The sequence below is a fragment of the Streptomyces sp. P6-2-1 genome (assembly GCF_050613165.1).
Classification (GTDB): domain Bacteria; phylum Actinomycetota; class Actinomycetes; order Streptomycetales; family Streptomycetaceae; genus Streptomyces.
On record NZ_CP192513.1, the window covers coordinates 1447103 to 1469738 of the forward strand.

General features: G+C 74.8%; 17 protein-coding genes. 7 read left to right on the forward strand and 10 right to left on the reverse strand.

Translation table 11 applies throughout. The features are described from left to right. Positions 1 to 46: 46 nt before the first annotated feature. From murD to rsmH, 7 genes are all read right to left on the reverse strand, one after another. Positions 47 to 1471, reverse strand: coding sequence for a UDP-N-acetylmuramoyl-L-alanine--D-glutamate ligase (murD, locus tag ACQYWQ_RS06400; protein ID WP_431032920.1), 1425 nt, complete (start codon positions 1469 to 1471; stop codon positions 47 to 49). Then, positions 1468 to 2538 (reverse strand): phospho-N-acetylmuramoyl-pentapeptide-transferase, encoded by a 1071-nt coding sequence (gene mraY, locus ACQYWQ_RS06405; protein ID WP_431032921.1) that lies wholly within the window; start codon positions 2536 to 2538, stop codon positions 1468 to 1470. Before mraY ends, murD begins: the two co-directional genes overlap by 4 nt. Further along, entirely contained in the window at positions 2535 to 3956 is a 1422-nt protein-coding gene (locus ACQYWQ_RS06410; protein ID WP_431032922.1) for a UDP-N-acetylmuramoyl-tripeptide--D-alanyl-D-alanine ligase, read from the reverse strand. The genes mraY and ACQYWQ_RS06410 overlap by 4 nt, the downstream gene beginning before the upstream one ends. A 4-nt stretch (positions 3957 to 3960) precedes the next feature. Next, positions 3961 to 5697, reverse strand: a complete 1737-nt coding sequence (locus ACQYWQ_RS06415) for a UDP-N-acetylmuramoyl-L-alanyl-D-glutamate--2,6-diaminopimelate ligase (protein WP_431032923.1) — start codon at positions 5695 to 5697, stop codon at positions 3961 to 3963. Between the two features lie 52 nt (positions 5698 to 5749). Beyond that, positions 5750 to 7714, reverse strand: a complete 1965-nt coding sequence (locus ACQYWQ_RS06420; protein WP_431032924.1) for a penicillin-binding transpeptidase domain-containing protein — start codon at positions 7712 to 7714, stop codon at positions 5750 to 5752. A gap of 4 nt (positions 7715 to 7718) precedes the next feature. After that, entirely contained in the window at positions 7719 to 8327 is a 609-nt protein-coding gene (locus ACQYWQ_RS06425) for a septum formation initiator family protein (RefSeq protein ID WP_431032925.1), read from the reverse strand. A 91-nt stretch (positions 8328 to 8418) separates the two neighbouring features. Next, positions 8419 to 9450 (reverse strand): 16S rRNA (cytosine(1402)-N(4))-methyltransferase RsmH, encoded by a 1032-nt coding sequence (gene rsmH, locus ACQYWQ_RS06430; RefSeq protein WP_431032926.1) that lies wholly within the window; start codon positions 9448 to 9450, stop codon positions 8419 to 8421. A gap of 483 nt (positions 9451 to 9933) precedes the next feature. Here rsmH and ACQYWQ_RS06435 point away from each other — a divergent pair, with 483 nt between their 5' ends. The 4 genes from ACQYWQ_RS06435 to ACQYWQ_RS06450 all read left to right on the forward strand — a co-directional run bounded on the left by ACQYWQ_RS06435 (position 9934) and on the right by ACQYWQ_RS06450 (position 15973). After that, positions 9934 to 10458 carry a beta-class carbonic anhydrase gene (locus ACQYWQ_RS06435; RefSeq protein ID WP_431032928.1) on the forward strand — a complete coding sequence of 175 codons (525 nt, stop codon included), beginning with the start codon at positions 9934 to 9936 and terminating at the stop codon, positions 10456 to 10458. Between the two features lie 333 nt (positions 10459 to 10791). Beyond that, entirely contained in the window at positions 10792 to 11805 is a 1014-nt protein-coding gene (locus tag ACQYWQ_RS06440; RefSeq protein ID WP_431032929.1) for an AAA family ATPase, read from the forward strand. Continuing rightward, complete coding sequence (locus ACQYWQ_RS06445) at positions 11802 to 13595, forward strand: DUF58 domain-containing protein (RefSeq protein ID WP_431032930.1); 1794 nt, start codon at positions 11802 to 11804, stop codon at positions 13593 to 13595. Before ACQYWQ_RS06440 ends, ACQYWQ_RS06445 begins: the two co-directional genes overlap by 4 nt. Further along, positions 13592 to 15973 carry a transglutaminaseTgpA domain-containing protein gene (locus ACQYWQ_RS06450; RefSeq protein ID WP_431032932.1) on the forward strand — a complete coding sequence of 794 codons (2382 nt, stop codon included), beginning with the start codon at positions 13592 to 13594 and terminating at the stop codon, positions 15971 to 15973. The genes ACQYWQ_RS06445 and ACQYWQ_RS06450 overlap by 4 nt, the downstream gene beginning before the upstream one ends. A 183-nt stretch (positions 15974 to 16156) precedes the next feature. On the opposite strand, the gene ACQYWQ_RS06455 is transcribed toward ACQYWQ_RS06450, so the two are convergent. From ACQYWQ_RS06455 to ACQYWQ_RS06465, 3 genes are all read right to left on the reverse strand, one after another. Further along, the gene (locus ACQYWQ_RS06455; protein WP_431032933.1) at positions 16157 to 16573 is read right to left on the reverse strand and encodes a DUF3040 domain-containing protein; all 417 of its coding nucleotides are present in this window, start codon (positions 16571 to 16573) and stop codon (positions 16157 to 16159) included. Between the two features lie 253 nt (positions 16574 to 16826). After that, positions 16827 to 17579 (reverse strand): methyltransferase, encoded by a 753-nt coding sequence (locus ACQYWQ_RS06460; RefSeq protein ID WP_431032934.1) that lies wholly within the window; start codon positions 17577 to 17579, stop codon positions 16827 to 16829. Next, the gene (locus tag ACQYWQ_RS06465; RefSeq protein WP_431032935.1) at positions 17572 to 18807 is read right to left on the reverse strand and encodes an SAV_6107 family HEPN domain-containing protein; all 1236 of its coding nucleotides are present in this window, start codon (positions 18805 to 18807) and stop codon (positions 17572 to 17574) included. Before ACQYWQ_RS06465 ends, ACQYWQ_RS06460 begins: the two co-directional genes overlap by 8 nt. Before the next feature lie 273 nt (positions 18808 to 19080). Between ACQYWQ_RS06465 and ACQYWQ_RS06470 the strand changes: the two genes are divergently transcribed. The 3 genes from ACQYWQ_RS06470 to ACQYWQ_RS06480 are packed head-to-tail and all read left to right on the forward strand — an operon-like array spanning position 19081 to position 22631. After that, positions 19081 to 19818: an ATP-binding cassette domain-containing protein gene (locus ACQYWQ_RS06470; RefSeq protein WP_431032936.1), complete on the forward strand. Its 738-nt coding sequence runs from the start codon at positions 19081 to 19083 to the stop codon at positions 19816 to 19818. Further along, positions 19790 to 21946 carry a YhgE/Pip family protein gene (locus ACQYWQ_RS06475; protein WP_431032938.1) on the forward strand — a complete coding sequence of 719 codons (2157 nt, stop codon included), beginning with the start codon at positions 19790 to 19792 and terminating at the stop codon, positions 21944 to 21946. Before ACQYWQ_RS06470 ends, ACQYWQ_RS06475 begins: the two co-directional genes overlap by 29 nt. Before the next feature lie 37 nt (positions 21947 to 21983). Next, positions 21984 to 22631, forward strand: a complete 648-nt coding sequence (locus ACQYWQ_RS06480; RefSeq protein WP_431032939.1) for a TetR/AcrR family transcriptional regulator — start codon at positions 21984 to 21986, stop codon at positions 22629 to 22631. Positions 22632 to 22636 lie beyond the last annotated feature (5 nt).

The following is a 22636-nucleotide window of genomic DNA, read 5'->3' on the forward strand; positions in this document are numbered from 1 at the left end:
TCCAGTCGTCCTGGCGCGGACCGGCCCGGCGGCGGGCCGGTCCGGTTCAGTCGCCTTCGGCAGCGGTGGCGCGTGCGCGGACCGCCTCGGCGAAGAGGTCGCCGCGCACGTTGTAGTTGGTGAACATGTCCATCGAGGCGCACGCCGGGGCGAGCAGGACCGTGTCGCCGCTCTCGGCGAGCCCGGCCGCCTCGCGCACCGCTTCGGACATCGCCCCAGTGTCGGCCCGGTCGAGGTCGACCACGGGTACGTTCGGCGCGTGTCGCGCGAGGGCTTCGCGGATCAGCGCGCGGTCGCGGCCCAGGAGGACGACGGCCCGCAGGCGTTTCGCGGCGCCTTGCACCAGTTCGTCGAAGGACGCGCCCTTCGCGAGTCCCCCGGCGATCCAGACGATCGGTTCGTAGGCGGCGAGGGAGGCCTCGGCGGCGTGCGTGTTGGTCGCCTTGGAGTCGTCGACGTAGGTGACGCCCTCGATCGTGGCGACGTGCTCGATGCGGTGCGGGTCGGGCCGGAAGGCGCGCAGGCCCTCGCGCACCGCCGTGGCGGGGACGCCGAAGGCGCGGGCGAGGGCCGCGGCGGCGAGGGCGTTGGCGATGTTGTGCGGGGCCGGCGGGTGCACGTCGGCGACCTCGGCCAGCTCCTGCGCCTGCTTCCCGCGGTCGGGCACGAAGGCCCGGTCGACGAGGAGCCCTTCGACGACGCCGACTTCGGAGGGGCGGGGGGTGCCGAGCGTGAAGCCGATGGCCCGGCAGCCCTCCTCCACGTCGGCGGCGCGCACGAGTTCCTCGGTGGCCGCGTCGGCGGTGTTGTAGACGCAGGCGACGGTGTTGCCCTCGTAGACGCGGCCCTTGTCGGTGGCGTACGCGGCCATCGAGCCGTGCCAGTCGAGGTGGTCGGGCGCGAGGTTGAGCACGACGGCGGAGTGCGGCCGTACCGAGGGCGCCCAGTGCAGCTGGTAGCTCGACAGCTCGACGGCGAGGACGTCGTACGGCTCCTTCGCGAGGACCGCGTCGAGGAGGGAGACGCCGATGTTGCCGACGGCCGCGGTGCGGTGGCCCGCCGCTTCGAGGATCGCGGCGAGCATCCGTACCGTCGTCGTCTTGCCGTTGGTGCCCGTGACGGCGAGCCAGGGCGCGGCGTGGGGGCCGCGCAGGCGCCAGGCGAGTTCGACGTCGCCCCACACGGGCACCCCGGCCGCCGCCGCCGCCGCGAAGAGCGGCTTGTCCGGCTGCCAGCCGGGCGCGGTGACGACGAGTGAGGTGCCCTCGGGGAGGGTCGCCCCGTCGCCGAGGCGGACGGTGACGCCGAGCGCGCGCAGTTCCTCCGCCTGGGCGCGGGAGCGCTCGTCGTCGGCGTCGGTGACGGCGGTGACGAGGGCCCCGCGCTCGTGGAGGACGCGGGCGGCCGGCATCCCCGAGACGCCGAGCCCGGCGACGGTGACGCGCTTGCCCGCGAAGTCCTGTGCGGTCACTTGTCGGCCGCCCATCCGGCGTAGAAGAGGCCGAGGCCGACGATGACGCACATGCCCTGGATGATCCAGAAGCGGACCACGACAAGGACTTCGGACCAGCCCTTCAGCTCGAAGTGGTGCTGGAGGGGTGCCATGCGGAAGACGCGCCTGCGGGTCAGCTTGAAGGAGCCGACCTGGATGACGACCGAGAGCGTGATGAGCACGAACAGGCCGCCCAGGAGGGCGATGAGCAGTTCGGTGCGCGAGCAGATGGCGAGGCCCGCGAGGGCGCCGCCGAGGGCGAGCGAGCCGGTGTCGCCCATGAAGATCTTGGCGGGCGAGGTGTTCCACCACAGGAAGCCGAAGCAGGCGCCCATGAGGGCGGAGGCGACGACGGCGAGGTCGAGCGGGTCGCGTACCTCGAAGCAGGCTGCCGGGTTGGTGAGCGTGGCCGCGTTGGCGCAGGACTCCTGGAACTGCCAGATGCCGATGAAGGTGTAGGCGCCGAAGACCATGACGGACGCGCCGGTGGCGAGGCCGTCCAGACCGTCCGTCAGGTTCACGCCGTTGGACATGGCCAGGATCATGAAGAGCGCCCAGACCACGAAGAGCACCGGGCCGATGGTCCAGCCGAAGTCGGTGACGAAGGAGAGCTTCGTGGACGCCGGGGTGTTGCCGCGCTGGTCGGCGAATTGCAGGGCGAGCACGGCGAAGGCGATGCCGACGATGAGCTGTCCGGCCATCTTCGCCTTGGCGCGCAGGCCGAGCGAACGCTGTTTGACGATCTTGATGTAGTCGTCGAGGAAGCCGACCAGGCCCATGCCCGTCATCAGGAACAGCACCAGGAGCCCGGAGAAGCTGGTCGGGCTGCCGGTGATGAGCTTGGTGAGGAAGTAGGCGATGAGCGTGGCGAGGATGAAGGCGATGCCACCCATCGTCGGCGTACCGCGCTTGCTGTGGTGCTCGCGCGGCCCGTCGTCACGGATGAACTGGCCGTAGCCCTTGCGGGCGAGCAGCTTGATGAGCAACGGGGTGCCGATGAGGGTCAGGAAGAGACCGATCGCTCCCGCGAAGAGGATTTGCTTCATCGCGCGGCGGCCTCGCCCTCACCGGCGCCTTCCAGGAGGGCCTGGGCGACTTTCTCCAGGCCCGCCGCCCGGGACGCCTTCACCAGGACGACATCCCCCGGTCGCAGTTCCCCGCGTAGCAGGTCGATCGCCGCCTGTGTGTCGGACACGTGCACCGACTCCTCACCCCACGAACCCTCGTTGTATGCGCCCATCCGCAGCCAGGCCGCCTCCTGGCCCCCGACCGCGACGAGCTTGCTCACGTTGAGCCGGACGGCCAGCCGTCCGACGGCGTCGTGGGCGGCGAGCGATTCGTCCCCGAGTTCCGCCATCGTCCCGAGCACCGCCCAGGTCCGGCCGCCCTTGTCTCGGGCCGCCGAGCCCATCGCGACGAGCGCGCGCAGTGCGGCTCGTACGGAATCGGGGCTCGCGTTGTAGGCGTCGTTGACGATCGTCACGCCGTCCGGGCGCTCGGTGACCTCCATCCGCCAGCGGGAGAGGGAGCGTGCCTCGCTGAGACCAAGGGCGATCTCTTCGGCGGGCATGCCCAGCTCATGGGCGACGGCTGCGGCGGCGAGCGCGTTCGACACGTGGTGCTCACCGTACAGGCGCAAGGTCACTTCGCCGCACCCGGTGGGTGTGCGCAGGAGGAACCTGGGGCGCCCGGTGTCCGTAAGCGTGACGTTCTCTGCCCGCACTTCCGCATCGTCCGCTTCGCCGAAGAGGAGGACCCGTGCCCGGGTACGGGGTGCCATGCCGCGTACGAGCGGATCGTCCGCGTTGAGGACGGCGAGTCCGGACTCGGGCAGGGCCTCGACCATCTCGCCCTTGGCCTCGGCGATCTTCTCCTTGCCGCCGAACTCGCCGATGTGGGCGGAGCCGACGTTGAGGACGATGCCGATCGACGGCGGGGTGAGGCTCGTGAGGTAGCGGATGTGGCCGATGCCGCGGGCACCCATCTCCAGGACGAGGTGGCGGGTGTCCTCGGTGACGCGCAGCGCGGTCAGCGGGAGCCCGATCTCGTTGTTGAGGTTGCCCGGTGGCCACACGGTGGGCCCGCGGCGGCTCAGGAGCTGCGCGACGAGGTCCTTGGTGGACGTCTTGCCCGCCGAGCCCGTCATGGCGATCACGGCGGTGCCGAGGCGTTCCACGACGGTACGGGCGAGGGCGCCGAGTGCCGCGGTGACGTCGTCCACGACGATCGCGGGCACGCCGAGCGGCCGGGTCGCGAGGACGGCGACCGCGCCCGCGTCGACGGCTCCTGCCGCGTAGTCGTGCCCGTCGACGCGTTCACCGGCGAAGGCGACGAAGAGTCCGCCGTCCTCGACGGCCCGGGAGTCGGTGACGACGGGACCGGTGACGCGAAGCTCCGGGTCCGGTATGTCGTGGGTCCGCCCGCCGACGATGTCAGCGATCTCGGCGAGAGAGAGGGCGATCACAGGTTCATCCCACGCTTTTCTGCTGCGCGGCCGGGGCGGCCGCGGCTTTGCGGATGGCTTCCTTGAGGACCTCGCGGTCGTCGAAGGGGCGGACGACGCCGTTGACGTCCTGGCCCTGTTCGTGACCCTTGCCCGCGATGAGCACGGTGTCCCCGGGCTCGGCGCGGGCGACGGCGGCGGCGATGGCCGCCGCGCGGTCGGCGTCCACGAGGACGTCCCCGCGCTCGTGCACGGGCACCTCGGCGGCGCCCGCGAGCATCGCGGCGAGGATCGCGAGCGGGTCCTCGGAGCGCGGGTTGTCGGAGGTGAGTACGGCGGTGTCGGCGAGGCGCGCGGCGGCGGCGCCCATCGGTCCGCGTTTGGTGGTGTCGCGGTCGCCGCCGCAGCCGAGCACGACGTGCACGCGGCCCTCGGTGACACGGCGCAGCGAGCGGAGCACCGATTCGACGGCGTCGGTCTTGTGCGCGTAGTCGACGACGGCGAGGTACGGCTGTCCCTCGTCGACGCGCTCCAGGCGCCCGGGGACGCCGGGGACGGCGCCGATGCCCTCGGCGGCGGTCCGGGGGTCGGTCCCCGCCTCGGCGAGTGCCGTGACGGCGGCGAGGGTGTTGGCGACGTTGAAGGCGCCGGGGAGCGGGGCGCGGGCCGGGTAGCGGGAGCCGTCGGGCCCCACGACGGTGAAGGTCGAAGCGGTGGGGCCGATCTCGACGTCCTCGGCGCGCCAGTCGGCGTCGGGGTGGCCCTCGGCGGAGAACGTGACGATCGGTACCTCGGCCTCGGTGACGAGCCTGCGCCCGTACTCGTCGTCGTAGTTGACGACGCCGCGGCGGCTGCGCGCCCGGGTGAAGAGCTGGGCCTTGGCCTGGAAGTAGTCCTCCATGCCGGAGTGGAACTCCATGTGCTCCGGGCTCAGGTTGTTGAAGACGGCGACGTCGTGGACGACGCCGTCGACACGGCCGAGCACGAGGGCGTGGCTGGAGACCTCCATCGCGACGGCGTCGACGCCGCGTTCGCGCATGACGGCGAAGAGCGCCTGGAGGTCGGTGGCCTCGGGGGTGGTGCGCTCGGACTTGAGGCGCTCGTCGCCGATGCGGGTCTCGACGGTGCCGATGAGGCCGGTCGAGTGCCCGGCGGCGCGCAGGCCGCCCTCCATGAGGTACGCGGTGGTGGTCTTGCCCGAGGTCCCCGTGATGCCGATCTGGAGGAGGTCGTCGCCCGGGTTGCCGTAGATGCGCGCCGCGAGGGCGCCCATCCGGCCGCGCGGGTCTCCGACGACGAGGACGGGGAGCCCGGCGGCGAGGACGCGCTCGGCACCCGCGGGATCGGTGAGCGCGGCGACGGCGCCGAGCGAGGCGGCCTGCGCGGCGAAGTCGGCGCCGTGGAAGCGGGCGCCCGGCAGGGCCGCGTAGATGTCACCGGGACGCACGGCGCGGGAGTCGTGGGTGATGCCGGTGACATCGGCGGGGGCGGGGCCGTCGCCGCCGCCGCGCGGCTCGACCCCCAGTTCTTCCGCGAGGCGGTCGAGCGGGGTGGCCGCGGTCTTGGCGGGGCGCGGAGGGCCGGGGTACGTCACGGGACCGTTCTCCCGGGGGGTGTGGGGCTGATCGGGGCGTGGCACGGCGGTGAGCGTACCGGGCGGGATGGGCTCGCCGCGAAATGAGGGGCTCTGTGCGGGGGCTGGCGCGCCGTCGGTCCCCGAAGGGCGGCGGCGGTTCCACGGATCGGGGGTGATCGTTGTCACGGGCGGTTCCTGGTGGGTCTCCGGGGGGTGCGCGGGGTACGGGCCCGGCCGGTCAGGGCTGGAAGGTGGTCGGGAGCCGTGCGGGCTGGGCACCCGTGGGCGGGACCTGGAGGGTCTTCAGGGCGAACTCCATGACGCTCTTGTAGATGGGCCCGCAGATCTGGCCGCCGAAGTAGTCGCCCTTCGTCGGGTTCTGGATGGCGCAGTAGACGGTCACGCGGGGCTTGTCGGCGGGCGCGAACCCGGCGAAGGAGGCGGTGTAGCCGCGGTAGAGCCCGGTCTTCGGGTCCACCCGGTTGGCCGTCCCCGTCTTGCCCGCGACGCGGTAGCCGGGGATGCGCGCCGAGGTGCCGGTGCCCTCCTTGTCGTCGACGACGGACTCCAGCATGGCGGCGAGCGTCTTGGCGGTCCTGTCGCTCACGACGCGGGTCCTCTTCGCCGGGTCGCCGGGGGTCCAGCGGCCGTCGGGGCCCTTGGTGGCCTTGACGAGGGTCGGTGCGACGCGGACGCCGCCGTTGGCGATCGTGGAGTAGACGGAGGCGGCCTGCATCGCGTTGATCGACAGGCCCTGGCCGAAGGGGATCGTGTACTGCTGCGAGGTGTTCCACTTGTCGGGCGGCGCGAGGATGCCGGAGGTCTCACCGGGGAAGCCGAGCCCGGTGGGGCTGCCGATGCCGAATTTGCGCAGGTACGAGTGGAGGACCTCGTTCGCCTGCCGCTGCGTCTTGCCGAGCTGGCCGGTGGCGAGGATCGTGCCGATGTTGGAGGACTTGGCGAGCACCCCGTTGAGGGTGAGGTGCCAGGTGCCGTGGGCCACGTCGTCGTGGAAGATGCGGTCGCCGCGGCGCAGTTCGCCCGGCACGGTGACGTGGGTGCCCGGGGTCGCCTTGTTCTCCTCCAGGACGGCGGCCATCGACATGATCTTGCTGGTGGAGCCGGGTTCGTAGGCGTCCTGGAGTGCCGGGTTGCCGAGCGCGTCCGCCTTGGCGTGGCTCAGGTCGTTCGGGTCGAAGCCGGGCGCGTTGGCGAGCGCGAGGATCTCGCCGGTGCGGGTGTCCTGCACGATGACGTACCCGCGGTCGGCCTTGGACTTCCCGACCTGCTCGGTGATGGCCTGCTGCGCGGCCCACTGGATGTCGCGGTCCAGGGTGAGCTGCACGTTCGTACCGGGTACGGCGGGGTGCTCGCTGCCGCCCGCCGTGGGGACCTGGCGGCCCCCTGCCTGTGCGTAGCGCACCTCGCCCGGGGTGCCGGCGAGCGATTCCTCGTACTGCGCCTCCAGGCCGCCCGCGCCCTTGCCCTCGGAGTTGACCCAGCCCAGTATCCCGGCGGCGAGGTCCCCGTTGGGGTAGACGCGTTTGCTCGTCGGCTCCTGGAAGACCCCGGCGAGGATGCTGGGCCTGTCCTTCGTGGCCTTGGCCTGGAAGGCGCTCTTGAGGTCCTTGATCTGCGTCCAGACCTGCGGGGTCTGCCGGGTCGCGAGGAGCGCGAAGCGGCCGGTGCCGCGCAGCTGGGCCGCCACCTTGTCCTCGTCCTTGCCGAGGATCGGGGCGAGGAGGGCCGCGGCCTGTTCGGGCGCGTCCTTCACGTGGGTCTGCTCGCGGCTAAACATCGAGGGGTCGGCGGTGATGTCGTAGGCGTCGACGCTCGTGGCCAGCTCGACGCCGTTCCTGTCGGTCACGGCGCCGCGCTCGGGGGCGATCTCGTGGACGACGACGCGGTTCTTCTGCGCGGCGGTCGTGAAGGAGTCGGCGTCGACGGCCTGGATCTGGAGCAGCCGTACGACGAAGACCGCCATGACCAGCGTGAGCGTGACCCCGACGAGCCGGAGCCTGGGGCGCGGCGAGCCGAGCCGGATCGTGCGCGGCCCCTGGAGCCTGGGCCCCGGCCCCGACGGGCTGCGGCGCGGTCTGGCCCCCGGGCCCGGGCGGGCCCCCGGCCTGGCCCCCGCACGGGGGCGCTCGACGGGCCTGGCGGGGCCCGGCACGCGACGGCGGGGCGGTTCCCTGTCGGTCACGGCGTCACCTTCCGGGGGTGGGGTCCGGGCTCGCGTACGGGGTGGGATCGGTGCCGAGGCCGGGCGAGGTGCTGGGGGCGGGACCGGTGTCCGGGCCGGGCGAGGCGCTGGTGGCGCCGGGGCTCGGGGTCGGGGCCGGCGTCGGCGTGGGGCTGGTCCCGGGTGCCGGTGGCTGGGCCCGGCTGGGGCTCGGGCTCGGGCTGGGGCTGGGGCTCGGGCTCGGGCTGGGGCTCGGGCGGACGAGCGCGACGCGTGGTGCCGCCGACGCCCTGCCCCGTACCGTCCCGTCCGGCGCGAGGAACGCCGGGTCGCCGCCGGGCACCATGCCCAGCTCGGCGGCGCGCCGGGCGAGCGCGTCGGGCGCCGCGTAGGCGTCGACGTCCCGCTGGAGTTCCTGCTGCTCGTCGGTGAGGTCCGTGGACTGCTTCTTGAGCCGGCTCACCTGGAACGAGCCCTCGTTGAGCGAGGAGTTGAGCACGAGGAGCGTGATGAGCCCCCCGGCGAGGAGCGCGACCACGAGCAGCACGAAGGGCGTGCGCGCCGCCCGGTTCGTGCCGCGCTCGGGCAGCAGCCGGGCGAGTGCGGCGGCGCGGCCGCGCAGGACACCGTTCACGACTCCTCCGGGGGACGACACGCGTGGGAGCGGACGCCGGTTCCGCCGCCGCGGGCCGGGGCGGTTCCGGTACGGGGTGCCCCGTGCCCGCTCACACGGCCCCCTCGCGGATGCGTTCGGCTCCGCGCAGGCGGGCGGGGGCCGCCCTGCGGTTCTCCGCGACCTCTTCCTCGGTGGGCAGTTCGGCGCCGCGCGTGAGGAGCTTGAGGCGGGGCTGGTAGCGCTCGGGGACGACCGGGAGTCCGGGTGGCGCCGTGCTCGTCGCCCCGGCGGAGAGGACCTGCTTGACGAGCCTGTCCTCCAGCGAGTGGTAGGCGAGTACGGCGATGCGGCCGCCGACCGCGAGCGAGTTCACCGCGGCGGGGATCGCCCGTTCCAGGACGGACAGTTCGCCGTTGACCTCGATGCGCAGGGCCTGGAAGGTGCGCTTGGCCGGGTTCCCCCCGGTGCGCTTGGCGGCCTGCGGCAGCGCCTCGCGGATCAGCTCGACGAGGCGCGCGCTGCGGGCGAAGGGCTCCTTCTCGCGCTCGCGCACGACGGCGGAGACGATCCGGCGGGCCTGCTTCTCCTCGCCGTACGTACGGAGGATGCGGACGAGTTCGCCGGGCGGGTAGGTGTTGAGCACCTCGGCGGCGCTCACGCCCGCGGTCTGGTCCATGCGCATGTCGAGCGGGGCGTCCTGCGCGTACGCGAAGCCGCGCTCGGCCTCGTCGAGTTGCATCGAGGAGACGCCGAGGTCGAAGAGGACGCCCTGGACGCGCGGGATGCCGATCCTGTCGAGGACGTCGGGCAGCTCGTCGTAGACGGCGTGGGCCAGGATCGCGCGCTCGCCGAAGGGAGCGAGGCGCTCGCCGGCGAGGCGCAGCGCCTCCTTGTCGCGGTCGAGGGCGACGAGCCGGGCCGCGGGGAAGGTGCTGAGGAGGGCCTCGCTGTGGCCGCCGAGGCCGAGGGTGCAGTCGACGACGACCGCGCCGGGCTCGGCGAGCGCCGGGCCGAGGAGATCGAGGCAGCGACGCAGCATGACGGGGACGTGGCGTCCCTCGGCCGTCCCCGCGGCAGGTCCTGACGACTCCTGCGCCGTACCCTCGGGTGCTGTGCCCTCGGGCGTCTGGTCCGTGTGCAATGTCCTGCCCGTCACCCTCGTCGAAAAGCGCCTCGCGCCCTGATCCCGCGCCCTGCTCCCCCGCGCTCCCACGACCCCGGCGGCCCCACGCACCCGGCGCTCCCACGGAGCGGGCGCGGACGCGCGGCCTGGTCCCCTCCCGCTCGGAAGGGGAGTGACCCGCCGGGGCCTCGCGGCACCGGCCGGCCGGAACGGGAGGGGGCCGGGCCGTACGTATCCGCCGCACACCGTGGAGAAGCGGCCCCGGGGACGCGGGCCGCGGGGTACACGGGACCGCGACAGTCTCCAGCGGGGTGTCCGGGGTCCCGCTTCGCGTCACTTTAGTCCACCCTGTCGCCCGGTCAATCAACGACCCTGCGCGTCGCGAAGCCCGTGAAACCGGGCTCCGGGGGCCATGATCCGGGTGTGTCCGGATACGTGGACCGGGTGCGCGCGGATCATCGCGGGACGGGCGGGGCGGCGGGGTTGGGTACCGTCTGGAGCATGACTTCCGCCCCCATCACCCCCGGTACCACGGTCACCGACCGCCTCGTCGCGGCGAACGAGGCGTACGCGAAGACCTTCACCGACCCCGGCATGGACGCCAGGCCCGTGCAGAAGGTCGCCATCGTCGCCTGCATGGACGCGCGTCTGGACCTGCACGCCGCGCTCGGCCTGGACCTCGGCGACTGCCACACGATCCGCAACGCGGGCGGCGTCGTCACCGACGACGTGATCCGGTCCCTGACCATCAGCCAGCGCGCCCTGGGCACCCGCAGCATCGTCCTCATCCACCACACCAACTGCGGCCTCGAATCCTTGACCGAGGACTTCCGCCAGGAGCTGGAGCGCGAGGTGGGCCAGCGTCCCTCGTGGGCGGTCGAGGCGTTCACGAACGCCGAGCAGGACGTGCGGCAGTCGATGCAGCGCGTGCGGACCTCGCCGTTCCTGATCGAGGCGAACGACGTGCGCGGCTTCGTCTTCGACGTGCACACGGGGCTGCTGCACGAGGTCGACCCGGCGGCCTGAGTGCCGGCCGGGCCCGCGGGCCTCGCCCCGGCCGCCCGGGCCGCCGCCGCGCGGACGGCCGCGCGGCGGTGGACCCGTACCGCCGAATCCCGACCGTGCCGTGGCCGGGTATCAGCCGAATCCGGTGGACAAATGCCACAAGCCCCGACAAGCCGCGAGCTGTTGTCCGCGGGCGAGTGACACCAGCCGACAACGGCAACAAGAATGCGTGGAGAGCCCGCGCGGCATCGTTCGCGCGGGGTCAGGACAGGACGGGTGCCGGCTCGCGAGGAGCCGGGCGCAGCCCGGTGGACGGGGTGGCCCCGCTCGGGGCCGTGGGCCGAGGAGGGCCGGGTGACGACCTTTGACGAGCGCGCCGAAGCGCGGGGCGACCTGAGAGACCTGAGCGAGACGGCGGGCCGGGTACGGGGCGCCGTCGAGACGGTCATCGAGGGCAAACCGGACGTCGTCCGGCTCGCCCTGACCGTGCTGCTCGCCGAGGGGCACCTGCTCATCGAGGACGTGCCGGGCGTGGGCAAGACGATGCTCGCGCGGGCGCTCGGGCGTTCCGTGGACGCCTCCGTGCGCCGTATCCAGTTCACGCCCGACCTGCTGCCCTCGGACATCACCGGGGTCTCGGTCTACGACCAGGGCTCGGGCACCTTCGAGTTCAAGCCCGGCGCCGTCTTCGCGCAGATCGTGATCGGCGACGAGATCAACCGCGCCTCGCCGAAGACGCAGTCGGCGCTCCTGGAGGCGATGGAGGAGGGCCAGGTCACGCTCGACGGCGAGACCTTCCCGCTGCCGCGTCCCTTCATGGTCGTCGCGACGCAGAACCCGGTCGAGATGGAGGGCACCTACCCGCTCCCCGAGGCGCAGCGCGACCGCTTCATGGCGCGCGTGTCGATGGGCTATCCCTCGGCCGACGCGGAGCTGAAGATGCTCGGCTCGCACGGCGCGGCCTCGCCGCTCGACGCGCTCCTCCCCGTGGCGCACGTCGACGAGATCGCCAAGCTCGTCGAGGCGGTGCGCGGCGTGCACATCGCGCAGGACATCGAGCGGTACGCGGTCGCGCTCACGCAGGCGACCCGCGTCCACCCCGATCTGCGGCTCGGCGCCTCACCGCGCGCCACGCTCCATCTCGTACGGGCCGCGCGCGCGTCGGCCGCGCTCGCCGGGCGCGACTTCGTGCTCCCCGACGACGTGCAGGCCCTCGCCGTGCCCGTCCTCGCGCACCGCCTGCTCCCGACGACGCAGGCCCAGCTCGGGCGGCGCAGCGCCGAGGCGATCGTCGTCGAACTGCTCCAGCAGGTGCCGATCCCCGACAGCGGGGCCCGCGTGGGCCGCCCGGGGGGCGGCGGCCGGTGAAGGGCGGGGGCGCCGGGCGGGGCGCGGCGGTACGGGCTTCGGACGGCGAGACGGCACGGGGCTCGGCGCCGGTCCGCGGGCCTGGTGCGCCCCTGCCCGCGCAGCGCCGCGCGAGCCCGGTGGCCCCTGGCGGGCTTCCCGCGCCCGCGCCGGTCGCCGATGACCACGAGGAGGGCGTGCCGCGCGGGCCGCTGCGGACCGCTTTCGCCGGGCTGACCACGCGCGGCCGGTCCTTCCTCGCCGCCGGGATCGCCGCCGGGATCTGCGCGTACGTGCTCGGGCAGGGCGAGCTGCTGCGGGTCGGGGTGCTGCTCGCGGTGCTCCCGCTCGTCGCCGCCGCCGTGCTCTTCCGTACCCGCCACCGCGTCACGGGCAGCCGCAGGCTCAGCCCGCTGCGCGTGCAGGCGGGCGAGGAGGCCCGCGTGCACCTGCGCGTCGAGAACGTCTCGCGGCTCACCACCGGGCTCCTCATGCTCCAGGACCGGGTGCCCTACCAGCTCGGCCCGCGCCCGCGCTTCGTCCTCGACCGTGTCGAGGCGGCCGGGCGCCGCGAGGTCTCGTACCGGGTGCGCTCCGACATGCGCGGCCGCTTCCCGCTCGGTCCCCTGCAACTGCGGCTCAGCGACCCCTTCGGGATGTGCGAGCTGAGCCGCTCCTTCAGCGCGCGTGACACCCTCACCGTGCTCCCGGCCGTGGTCCCGCTCCCCGCGGCAGGGCTCGGCGGGCAGGCGCCCGGTGCGGGCGGCGGGCGGCAGCGCGCGCTCTCGTTCACGGGCGAGGACGACGTCATCCCGCGCGGCTACCGGCACGGCGACGACCTGCGCCGGGTGCACTGGCGCTCGACGGCGCGGTACGGGGAACTCATGGTGCGGCGCGAGGAGCAGCCGCGCAGGTCCCGCTGCACGGTGCTGCTCGACACACGGCGTACCGCCTATGCCGGCGGCGGTCCTGACAGTGCCTTCGAGTGGGCGGTCTCGGGAACCGCATCGGTCCTCACGCACCTCCTGGAGCGCGAGATGGACGTACGCCTCGTCACCGACGAGGGCGCGCTCGACGCCCTCCCCGGCAGCGACGGCTTCGCGACCGCGCGGCACGAGGCCGCCGAGGCCGCGGGCGCGCTCCTCGACGTCCTCGCGGTCATCGACCACTCGGCCGGCACGGGTCTCGCGGCGGCGCACGACGTCCTGCACGGCGGTACGGAGGGTCTGCTCATCGCCTTCGTCGGCGCGCTCGACGCGGAGCAGACCGCGCTGCTCGCCCGGGCGCCCGGGCGGGGCGCGAGCGCGGTCGCCTTCCTCCTCGACGGCCCGGAGTGGGGCCTGCCCGCAGAACCGGGGCAGGCGGAGCCCGGTCCCGGGCGGAGCGCGCGGGCCCTGCGCGAGGCGGGCTGGACGGTACTGCGCGTCCCGCGCGGCGCCGCGCTCGCCGAGCTGTGGCGGCAGGCGGGAGCACTCCACGCGGGTCACGCGCCGGGCGGGGCGGGCGCGGGCGCGGGCGGCGAAGGCGGTGCGTACGGCGGAGGCGGTGCTTACGGCGAGAGCGGTGCGTACGGCGGGAGCGGCGCTTACGGCGGGAGCGGTGCTTACGGGCGGGGCGGCGTCCCGAGCGCGTACGTCCCGCCGCCCGTTCCGCCGGGGCCGCGCGGGCCGTCCCCGTACGAGCGGGTCGAGCGTGTCGCGCGGACGGAACAGACCGGGCGGGACGAGCGGCCGGAGCGGGGCGTGCGGCCAGCGCCGCCGGAGCGGCCAGGGCGGTCGGAGCGGTCGGACGAGAGGGAGCGGGAGTCATGAGCGGGCGGGGTCGGGTCACTCTCGCGGCGACGGCGGCGACGGCGCTCTCGGCCGCCGCGCTGCTGCCACTCGTGGAGAGCGGGACGTGGTTCGCGCTGTGTCTCCTGCTCCTCGCCCTCGTGGCCGGGGCGGGGGCGCTCGCGCGGCAGGCGCAGTTGCCGCGCCCGCTCGTCGTCGCGATCCAGGTCCTCGTGGCGCTGCTCGTGCTGACCCTGGTCTTCGCCCGTTCCCAGGCGGTGGCCGGTTTCGTCCCCGGGCCCGAGGCGATGCGGCACTTCGGGCAGCTCTTCGAGGCCGGGCAGCACGACGTGCGCGGGTACACGATCCCCGCGCCGCTCACCGACGGCATCACGTTCCTGCTGATCGGCGGGGTCCTGCTGGTGGGCCTGCTCGTCGACGCGCTCGCGGTGACGTTCCGCGCGGCCTCGGCCGCCGGGCTGCCGCTGCTCGCGCTCTACTCGGTGGCCACCGGGCTCGCCCAGGACGGCTCGGGCTGGTTCCTCTTCCTCCTCGCCGCGGGCGGCTACCTGCTCCTGCTGCTCGCCGAGAGCCGCGACCGGGTCGCCCGCTGGGGGCGGGTCTTCGGGGTGCGCGCGGCCGACGGGCACGGGAAGCCGCCCCGGCTGTCCCCGGTGCGCAACGGGCGCAGGATCGGTGTCGTCGCGCTCGGCGTCGCGCTCGTCGTGCCGCTCGCGCTGCCCGCGCTCGACGGCGGGCTGCTCAACGGCGGGGGCGGGGGCGGCAAGGGCGGCGGGGGCGGCACGATCTCGGCGGTCAATCCGCTCGTCTCGCTCCAGGACGCCCTCAATCAGCCCGACGACCGCGAGGTCCTGCGCTACCGGACCGACGCGGCGAACATCTCCGACCTGTACCTGCGGATCGTCTCGCTCGACAAGTTCGACGGCACCTCGTGGTCGCCGTCCGAGCGCCGCATCACCGAGATCCCCTCGCAGCTCCCCCAGCCCATTGGGCTGTCCCCCGATGTCGCCACGGGCACCGTCACGACGTCCGTGCAGGTCGCGAGCGACTACGGGCAGGACTGGCTGCCGCTCCCCTACCCGGCCAGTTCCGTCGACATCAACGGGCGCTGGCGGTACGAGCCGGAGGGCCGCACCCTCGTCGGGGAGCGCGGCCAGACGACACGGAACGCCTCGTACCGCGTCGAGAGCCTCGACGTGCGTCCCACGGCCCGCCAGCTCGCGAACGCGCGGCCGGCGCCCGAGGACATCCGCCGCGCCTACACCGACGTGCCGGGCAACCTCCCCGACGTCGTCGAGGCGACCGCGCGCACGATCACGAAGGGCGCCGCGAACGACTACGAGCGCGCGGTGCGGCTCCAGGACTGGTTCGCGTACGACGGCGGTTTCACGTACAACACGCGGGTCGGCGCGGGCAGCGGTCCGCAGGCGATCGCCAGGTTCCTGAAGCAGAAGGAGGGCTTCTGCGTCCACTTCTCCTTCTCGATGGCGGCGATGGCGCGGACGCTCGGCATCCCGGCGCGGGTCGCGATCGGGTTCACGCCCGGCACGCAGAGCGGGGACGAGGGGACGATGTCGGTGGGACTGCGGGACGCGCACGCCTGGCCCGAGCTGTACTTCCAGGGCGTGGGCTGGACGCGTTTCGAGCCGACCCCGAGCCGTGGCACGACCCCGGAGTACACGCAGCCCGAGACGCCCGACGGGGGCACGACGAGCAGCGCCCCCGAGCAGCCGGAGGCGAGCGAGTCGGCGGCGCCCTCGGCCTCCGCGTCGACGGACGCCTCCTGCGCGGCGGCCGACCGGCGCCTGGGCGACTGCGGTTCGCCGAGCCCGCAGGCCGTCGTGGCGCACGGCGACGACGGGCCGCCCACCGGCACCCTGCTCGGCGTGGGCCTCCTCGTGCTCGTGGTCGTCGCGGTGCCGCTCCTGCCGGTGCTGTGGCGGCGCAGGCTGCGCGCGCGGCGGCTCGGCGGCGGGCCCGGTCGCGACGCCACCGCGCTCGGGGCGCGGGTGCGGGCGGCGTGGGCGGAGGTGCTCGACACGGCCTGGGATCTCGGCATCCCACCGGACGAGGCGCTGAGCCCGCGCGCGGCGGCGGCGCGCCTCACCCGGGCGGGTCACCTGGACGAGGAGGCCGCGGCGGCACTGGGCCGGCTCGTCGACGCGCTGGAGCACGTCCGCTACGCGCCCGCGGCGGCTCCCCCGCCGGTCGCCGCCGACGTCCGTCACGTCCTCGCCGGGCTGCGCGCGGGCTCGGGCCGCGCCGACCGGCTCCGCGCCCTCTTCACGCCCCGCTCGTCGGCGGGCCGCCTGGGCCGCACGCTCTCGGCGCGGGGCGCCGTGGTGCGGGGGCGGGTCGCCGGATGGATACGGGTACGGAGGACGCGCGAGGCGGGGTGAGTCGCCCGCGCGGGTGCGGGTACGGGGACGAGTCGCCCGCACGGGCGCGGGTACGGGGACGAGTCGCCCGCGCGGGCGCGGGTACGGGGAAGGGGCGGACCTCTCGGTGGAGGTCCGCCCCTTGCGCGTAAGGAAGAGTGCGCGCGGCGCGCGGCCGGGAGAAGCGCGCCCGGCGGCTGTTCGCTACTGGCCGGATTCGTCGCGGCGCCGTTGCCAGCGCTGCTCGATGCGGTCCATCATTCCGCGCTTCTGGCGGGCGGTGCGGCCGCGGGGGGCCGCCGCCTCGCCGCCGGGCGCCGGGGCCTGCTGCTCGCCCGGCTTGGGAGCTTTGCGCCAGCCGGTGATCGCGAGTACCGCGCAGACGAGCATCACGAGGAAGCCGATGACGCCGAAGACGACGCTGCTCACCCCGCCCTGGCCGACGCCGCCGACAAGGAGCGCGATGCCGACGAGGAAGCCCACGACCGACAGGTACACCCGGCGACGGGTGTACGTGCGCAGCTTGCTTCCCTCAAGCGCTGTCGCGAATTTGGGATCTTCGGCGTACAGCGCTCGCTCCATCTGCTCGAGCATTCGCTGCTCGTGCTCTGAGAGCGGCACGGGAGTCCTCCTCATCGTGCAGTCGCCGGGGCGACCGGGGGTCTCCTTCAGGATAGGCAGGGAATCGCCCCCGTGAAACCCGCCCCTCTGCGCCAATTCACCGGACGCGACCGGCCGGACACCGGGGGTCCGCCGGTACACCGGTTGACACCAGCATTCCCGCGAACCCCGACGCCATGCCGGGCGGCCTCCTCCGATCATACGGCGCCCGTGCCGAGGACGGCGGGTCGAGGAAAACCGAGTGCCCGCCGGTTCAGCCCCGGGCCGCGCTCTTGCGGCCGAGCACGTGCAACTGGGTGGCCACCGCATGGAACTCGGGACGGGCCGCGGCGGCGGCTTCGAGGCGCAGGAGGGCGTCGAGCGCGCCGGGCTCGGTGTCGACGAGGACGCCGGGCACGAGGTCGGAGAAGACGCGTACGCCGTGCACGGCTCCGGCCTCGACGCCCGCGTCCGTGACGAGCGCGGTGAGCTGTTCCGCGGTGAAGCGGTGCGGTACGGGATCGGCGGCGCCCCAGCGTCCGTGCGGGTCGTCGAGTGCTTCGCGTGCCTCGGCGAAGTGCCCGGCGAGCGCGCGCGCGAGTACGGCGCCGCCGAGCCCGGCGGCGAGGAGGCTGAGGGTGCCGCCGGGGCGCAGCGCGGCGACCACGTTGCCGAGCCCGGCGGCGGGCTGGTCGAGGTATTCGAGGACGCCGTGGCACAGCACGACGTCGAAGCTCTCGCGCTTGACGACGTCGAAGAGCCCGTGCACGTCGCCCTGCACCCCGTGCACGAGCGCGGCGACCCCGGCTTCGGCGGCGCGGCGTTCGAGCGCGAAGAGCGCGTTGGGACTCGGGTCCACGACGGTGACCCGGTGCCCGAGCCGGGCGACGGGCACGGCGAAGTTCCCTGTGCCCCCGCCGGTGTCGAGCACGTCCAGGGTCTGCCCCGCGCCGTCGACGGCGTCCTTCAGGACGTCCCAGACGACGGCGGTGCGGAGGGCGGCGCGGGGGCGCATCGGATCAGACACGGGTCTCCTGCGGAGTGCTGGGGCGAAGTGGTGGGCTCAGCCTATTGCGTGGTGAGCCCGGTGCGCGGGTGGGCCTTGCGGGGTCTCCGTCCGCCGCGTCCTCGCCCGCTCGGGGGAGGTCGAGGAGGGTGGCGACCTCCCCGGTGAAGTCCTCGGCCGCCCGGAGGAGTTCCTCGGCACGGGTCGTGGTGGCGGGGTCGTGGAGGCCCGCCTCGGCGCGGGCGCGGTGGGCGGCGCTCGCGGTGAAGAGGAGGGTCCAGGGGGCGAGGCCGGGGACGGCGTCCGCGAGGGTCTCCCAGGCGCTGCGGATGCCGCGGCGGCCGCGCGGCCGCGCGCCGGGGGGTGGTCCGTGCACGGCGAGCGCAGCCGAGGCGGCGCGCAGGGCGGCCCGGTGCGCGGCCGCGTACCGCTCGGCGCCGCTCTGCGCGCGCGCCGCCGCCAGTTCCTCCCGCGCCCGGTCGAGCAGGTCCCGCGCGGCGGGCGGCGCCCCCGCCTTCCGCAGCACGGGGTGCACGTCCTCGCCGGGCACGGCCGCACCGCCCGGCGCGGGCTGCCGGGGGACGACGGCGGGCGGCGGCGCGGCAGGGGGTTCGTGCGGGGGCTGCGCGACGCCGGGCCGGTCGGCAGCGGGCCCGTCGGCAGCGGGCCGCCCTGACGGGACGGCCCGCGTCCCGGGCGCGGACGCCTCGCCGCCGACGGGCTCCTCGCCGAAGGTGACATCGGTACGCGCACGGGGCTCCCCGGGCGGCACGGCCGCGGCGGGGGCACCTGCCCGCGCCCCTGCCGCACCGGGCCGCTTCCGCCCGGGAGCGGCCAGTCCCGCCCGCACCTTCCCCGCCCGCGCCTCCCCTGCCCTGGCCGCCGCCGCGTCCCGCCCGCCGATCGAGGCCGCCGCCTCCCGCTCACCGGTCCTCGTCGCCGCCACGTCCCGCTCACCGGCCCTGGTGGCCGCCGCCGTGTCCCGCTCACCGGCCCGCGTGCCCCTCGCCGCCGGGCCGCGCGGGCCCGGGCGCAGGGGCTGGGTGGGAGCGGGCGTGACCGGGAGGGCGAGCTGACGGGCGGCGCGGCGGGGTGTGCGGGGAGCGGCGGGGGGTGCGGGGGCGGCGGCCACGGGGACGGGCACGGGGAGCCGCAGCTGCTCGGGCCGCTCGCGCCCGGCGCTTCTCTCCGCGCGGGCACCGTTTTCCGGTCGAGGGGTTGCGGCGTCACCGCTGGGCGTGTGGGCCATGACGTACCTCCTCCGTCCTGGAGCGCGCTCCCGCTCCCCTGCACCGTGACCGCGTGTGCCCCCATCCTCGCCTCCCGCACTGACAATCGCCCCTGAGCTGGACATTCACCCCGAACGGGGGACCCCGGCGCCGCTCGGCCCACGCCCCGCCGAGCGCCCGGCCCGGACAGGGGGGCACGACGTCCCGTGCCCGCCGTGCATACTGGGGACAGGTTTTTGAACTGACCGGTCAGACTAAAAACACCGGTCGAGCCGAACGAGAAGAGGCATTCCGTGCGCAGCCACGACACGGACCGCACCCCCTCAGGTGCCGCCATCGACGTCCGGGGGCTCGGGCTCAAGGGCCCGCGCGGCTGGGTCTTCCGCGAGATCGCCTTCCGCGCGGAGCCGGGCGCGCTGCTCGCCGTCACGGGGGCATCGGGCAGTGGGCGCACGTGTCTCCTGCTCGCCCTCTGCGGCCGGATGCGCACCCACGAGGGCTCCGCGCGGGTGGCGGGCCTGCGGCTTCCCGGGCGGCTCGGGGCCGTACGGCGGCTCGCCGCGCTCGCCCACGTACCCGGCGTCAGCGAGCTGGACCCGGCGCTCACCGTCGCCGAGCACCTGCGGGAACGCGCCCTGCTCGACCGGGGGTTCGCGCCGCTGCCGCGGCAGCGGGCCGCGCGCCGCGCGCGGGCGCGGGCGGCGCTCGCGGCCGCCGGGCTCGATCCCGGCGCGCTGCCGAAGGGGCCCCGCACCGCCGTGCGGGACCTGGAGCGGGTCGACGCGCTGCGGCTCGCCGTCGCGCTCGCGCTCTTCGGGCGGCCCCGGCTGCTCGCCGTGGACGACCTCGATCTCAAGCTCTCCGACGACGAACGCGCGGAAGCCTGGGGGCTGTTGCGCGGGCTCGCGGCGAGCGGCCCCACGGTGCTCGCGGTGTGCGGCGAAGCGCCCGCTTACGCCCAGGTGATACGTACCGACGCGACAGGGGACGAGGTGAACGACCGTGCGGTCCCCGCGACTCGCGGCGCTTGAGCTGCGGCGGTTCGGGCGCGGGCGGCTGCCGCGCGCCGCGCTCGTGGCGCTCCTGCTGCTCCCGCTGCTCTACGGAGCCCTCTACCTGTGGTCGTTCTGGGACCCGTACGGGCGGCTCGACAAGATCCCCGTCGCGCTCGTCAACGAGGACACGGGCGCGAAGGCGAAGGGCCAGGAGGTGGACGCGGGGCGGCAGATCGTGCGCGGGCTGCGCGACAGCGACACCTTCGACTGGCAGGAGACCGACGCGCGCCACGCCCGCGAGGGCGTCGAGGACGGCACGTACTACCTCTCGCTCACGCTCCCCGCCGACCTCAGCTCCCGCATCGCGTCGAACGCGGGTGACACGACGGGGACCGGCACGCTCGACGTGCGGACCAACGACGCCAACAACTACATCGTCGGGCAGATCTCGCGCACCGTGTTCTCCGAGGTCAGGGCCGCCGCTTCGACGCGCGCGACGCGCGCCTACCTCGACCGCGTCTTCGTGTCGTTCTCCGACCTGCACGACCGGACCCTGAAGGCAGCGGGCGGCGCGGACCAGCTCAAGGACGGCAGCGACGAGGCCGGAAGCGGTGCGCGGAAGCTCGTGTCGGGGCTCGCTGACGCGCGCGACGGCGGGGACGCGCTCGTCCACGGGCTCGGGACGCTCGACGCGGGCGCCGCCGACCTCGCGGACGGCGCGGGCACGGTCGCGGAAGGGACGCGCGAGCTGGCGGGGAAGGTGAACAAGGCGGCGGACACGCTCGGCCCCTTCCTGCGCGAGAACCAGAAGTCCCTGGGGGACGCCGCCGGGCTCGTCGCTGACGGCGCCGGCACGGTGCGGGCGCATCTCGGCGACCTCGTGAGGACCGCGCCCGAAGCGGCGCGCCGGGCACGCACCGCCTCGGCCACGCTCGACAAGGTGTACGCGGAGCAGTGCGGCGCCGACCGGGCGGGGAGCCCGGCCCCGGGCGCCGCGCCCTCCGGCGCCCCGTCCCCCGCCGCCACGCCCTCCGGCTCCCCCGCCGCGCCCGCCGCCGCCTGCCCCGCCCTCGCCCAGGCGAAGGACGCCGCCGCCCAGGTCGCCACGCTCTCCGGCGACCTCGACACCCTGATCGGCGAGCGCGGCGGCGTCCAGGGGCTCGACCAGGACCTGGCCACCCTCGAAACCCGGGCCCGCGCGCTCCAGAAGGAGGCCCCGCACCTCTCCGACGACCTCGGCACGGCGGTCGCGAGGATCAAGGCGCTCGACAAGGGCGCGCGACGCGTCGCCGACGGCGCGGACCGGCTCCGTACCGGCATCGGCACGGCCCGTACGGGCGCGACGACGCTCGATGACGGGCTCGGCGCGCTGCACGGCGGCGCCGGCGGACTCTCCGCCGGGCTGCACAGGCTCTCGGACGGTTCGGGGACGCTCGCGTCCGGGCTGCACGAGGGCGCGGGCAAGATCCCCGACTACGGCGACGACGACCGCGCCGCGCACGCCGACGCGATGGCGGACCCGGTCAGGCTCGCCTCGCGCGACCTGCACAAGGCGCCCAACTACGGGACGGGCTTCGCCCCGTACTTCATCCCGCTCGCGCTGTGGGTCGGCGCGATGGTCGCCTACATGCTCATCGCGCCGCTCAACCGCCGCGCCCTCGCGACGGGCACCACGGCGCCGCGCGCCGCGCTCGCCTCCTGGCTGCCCGTCGTCGCGCTCGGCTTCGCGCAGGCCGGGGCGCTCATGGCCGTCCTGCACTGGGGCATCGGGCTCGACCTGGAGCGGCCGGTGGCGACGATCGCCTTCCTCTTCCTCGTCACGGCGTGCTTCGCCGCGCTCGTGCAGTGGCTGAATGCGCAGTTCGGCGCGGCGGGCCGCATCCTCGTGCTCGCGCTGCTCATGCTCCAGCTCACCTCGGCGGGCGGTACGTACCCGGTCGAGACGAGTCCGGCCTTCTTCCACGCGCTCCACCCGTTCCTGCCGATGAGTTACGTCGTCGAGGCGCTGCGGCGGCTCGTGACGGGCGGCGGGCTCGGCCCGGTGTGGGAGGGCTGCGCGGTACTCGGCGCCTTCACGCTCGGGGCGCTCGCGCTGACGGCGTGGCGGGCGCGGCGCGCGCAGGTGTGGACGGTGGAGCGGCTGCACCCGGAGCTGAGCCTGTGAGCGGCGGGCGGGGCACGGGCCTGTGAGAATCAGGGGCATGGACAGCAGCAGCACCGGCACCGGTACGGGCACGGGCACCGGCGGCGACCGGCGGCAGGCGACGCGGCAGAAGCTCTACGAGGCGGCCGTCACGCTCATCGCCGAGCAGGGTTTCTCCTCGACCACCGTCGACGAGATCGCGGAGCGCGCCGGGGTCGCCAAGGGCACCGTTTACTACAACTTCCAGAGCAAGGCGGGGCTCTTCGAGGCGCTGCTGCGGCACGGCGTGGGGCTGCTCACCGCCGCGCTGCGCGAGGCGGCGGAGCGGACGAGCGCCGAGGGCGGCGGCTCGGTCGCCGCGCTGGACGCGATGATCCGCGCGGGCCTCGCCTTCATCGACCGCTACCCGGCGTTCACGCAGCTGTACGTGGCGGAGCTGTGGCGCACGAATCGCGCCTGGCAGGCCACGCTCGGCGTGGTACGGCAGGAGGTCGTGGCCGTCGTCGAACAGGCGCTCACGGAGGGGGTCGCCGCCGGGGAGCTGAGCGAGGAGATCGACGTACCGCTCACGGCGGCCGCGCTCGTCGGCATGGTCCTCGTCGCCGCGCTCGACTGGCAGGCCTTCCAGCCGGGGCGCTCGCTCGACGAGGTGCACGGGGCGCTGTCGCTGCTGTTGCAGGGACGGGTGGCGGGCCGGCTGGCGTGACGAGC

Bases quoted from the DNA above. Each gene is read 5' to 3' on its own strand.
- mraY (WP_431032921.1), bottom strand. From the start codon at position 2,538: ATGAAGCAAATCCTCTTCGCGGGAGCGATCGGTCTCTTCCTGACCCTC.
- ACQYWQ_RS06435 (WP_431032928.1), top strand. From the start codon at position 9,934: ATGACTTCCGCCCCCATCACCCCCGGTACCACGGTCACCGACCGCCTC.
- ACQYWQ_RS06450 (WP_431032932.1), top strand. From the start codon at position 13,592: ATGAGCGGGCGGGGTCGGGTCACTCTCGCGGCGACGGCGGCGACGGCG.
- ACQYWQ_RS06465 (WP_431032935.1), bottom strand. From the start codon at position 18,807: ATGGCCCACACGCCCAGCGGTGACGCCGCAACCCCTCGACCGGAAAAC.
- ACQYWQ_RS06480 (WP_431032939.1), top strand. From the start codon at position 21,984: ATGGACAGCAGCAGCACCGGCACCGGTACGGGCACGGGCACCGGCGGC.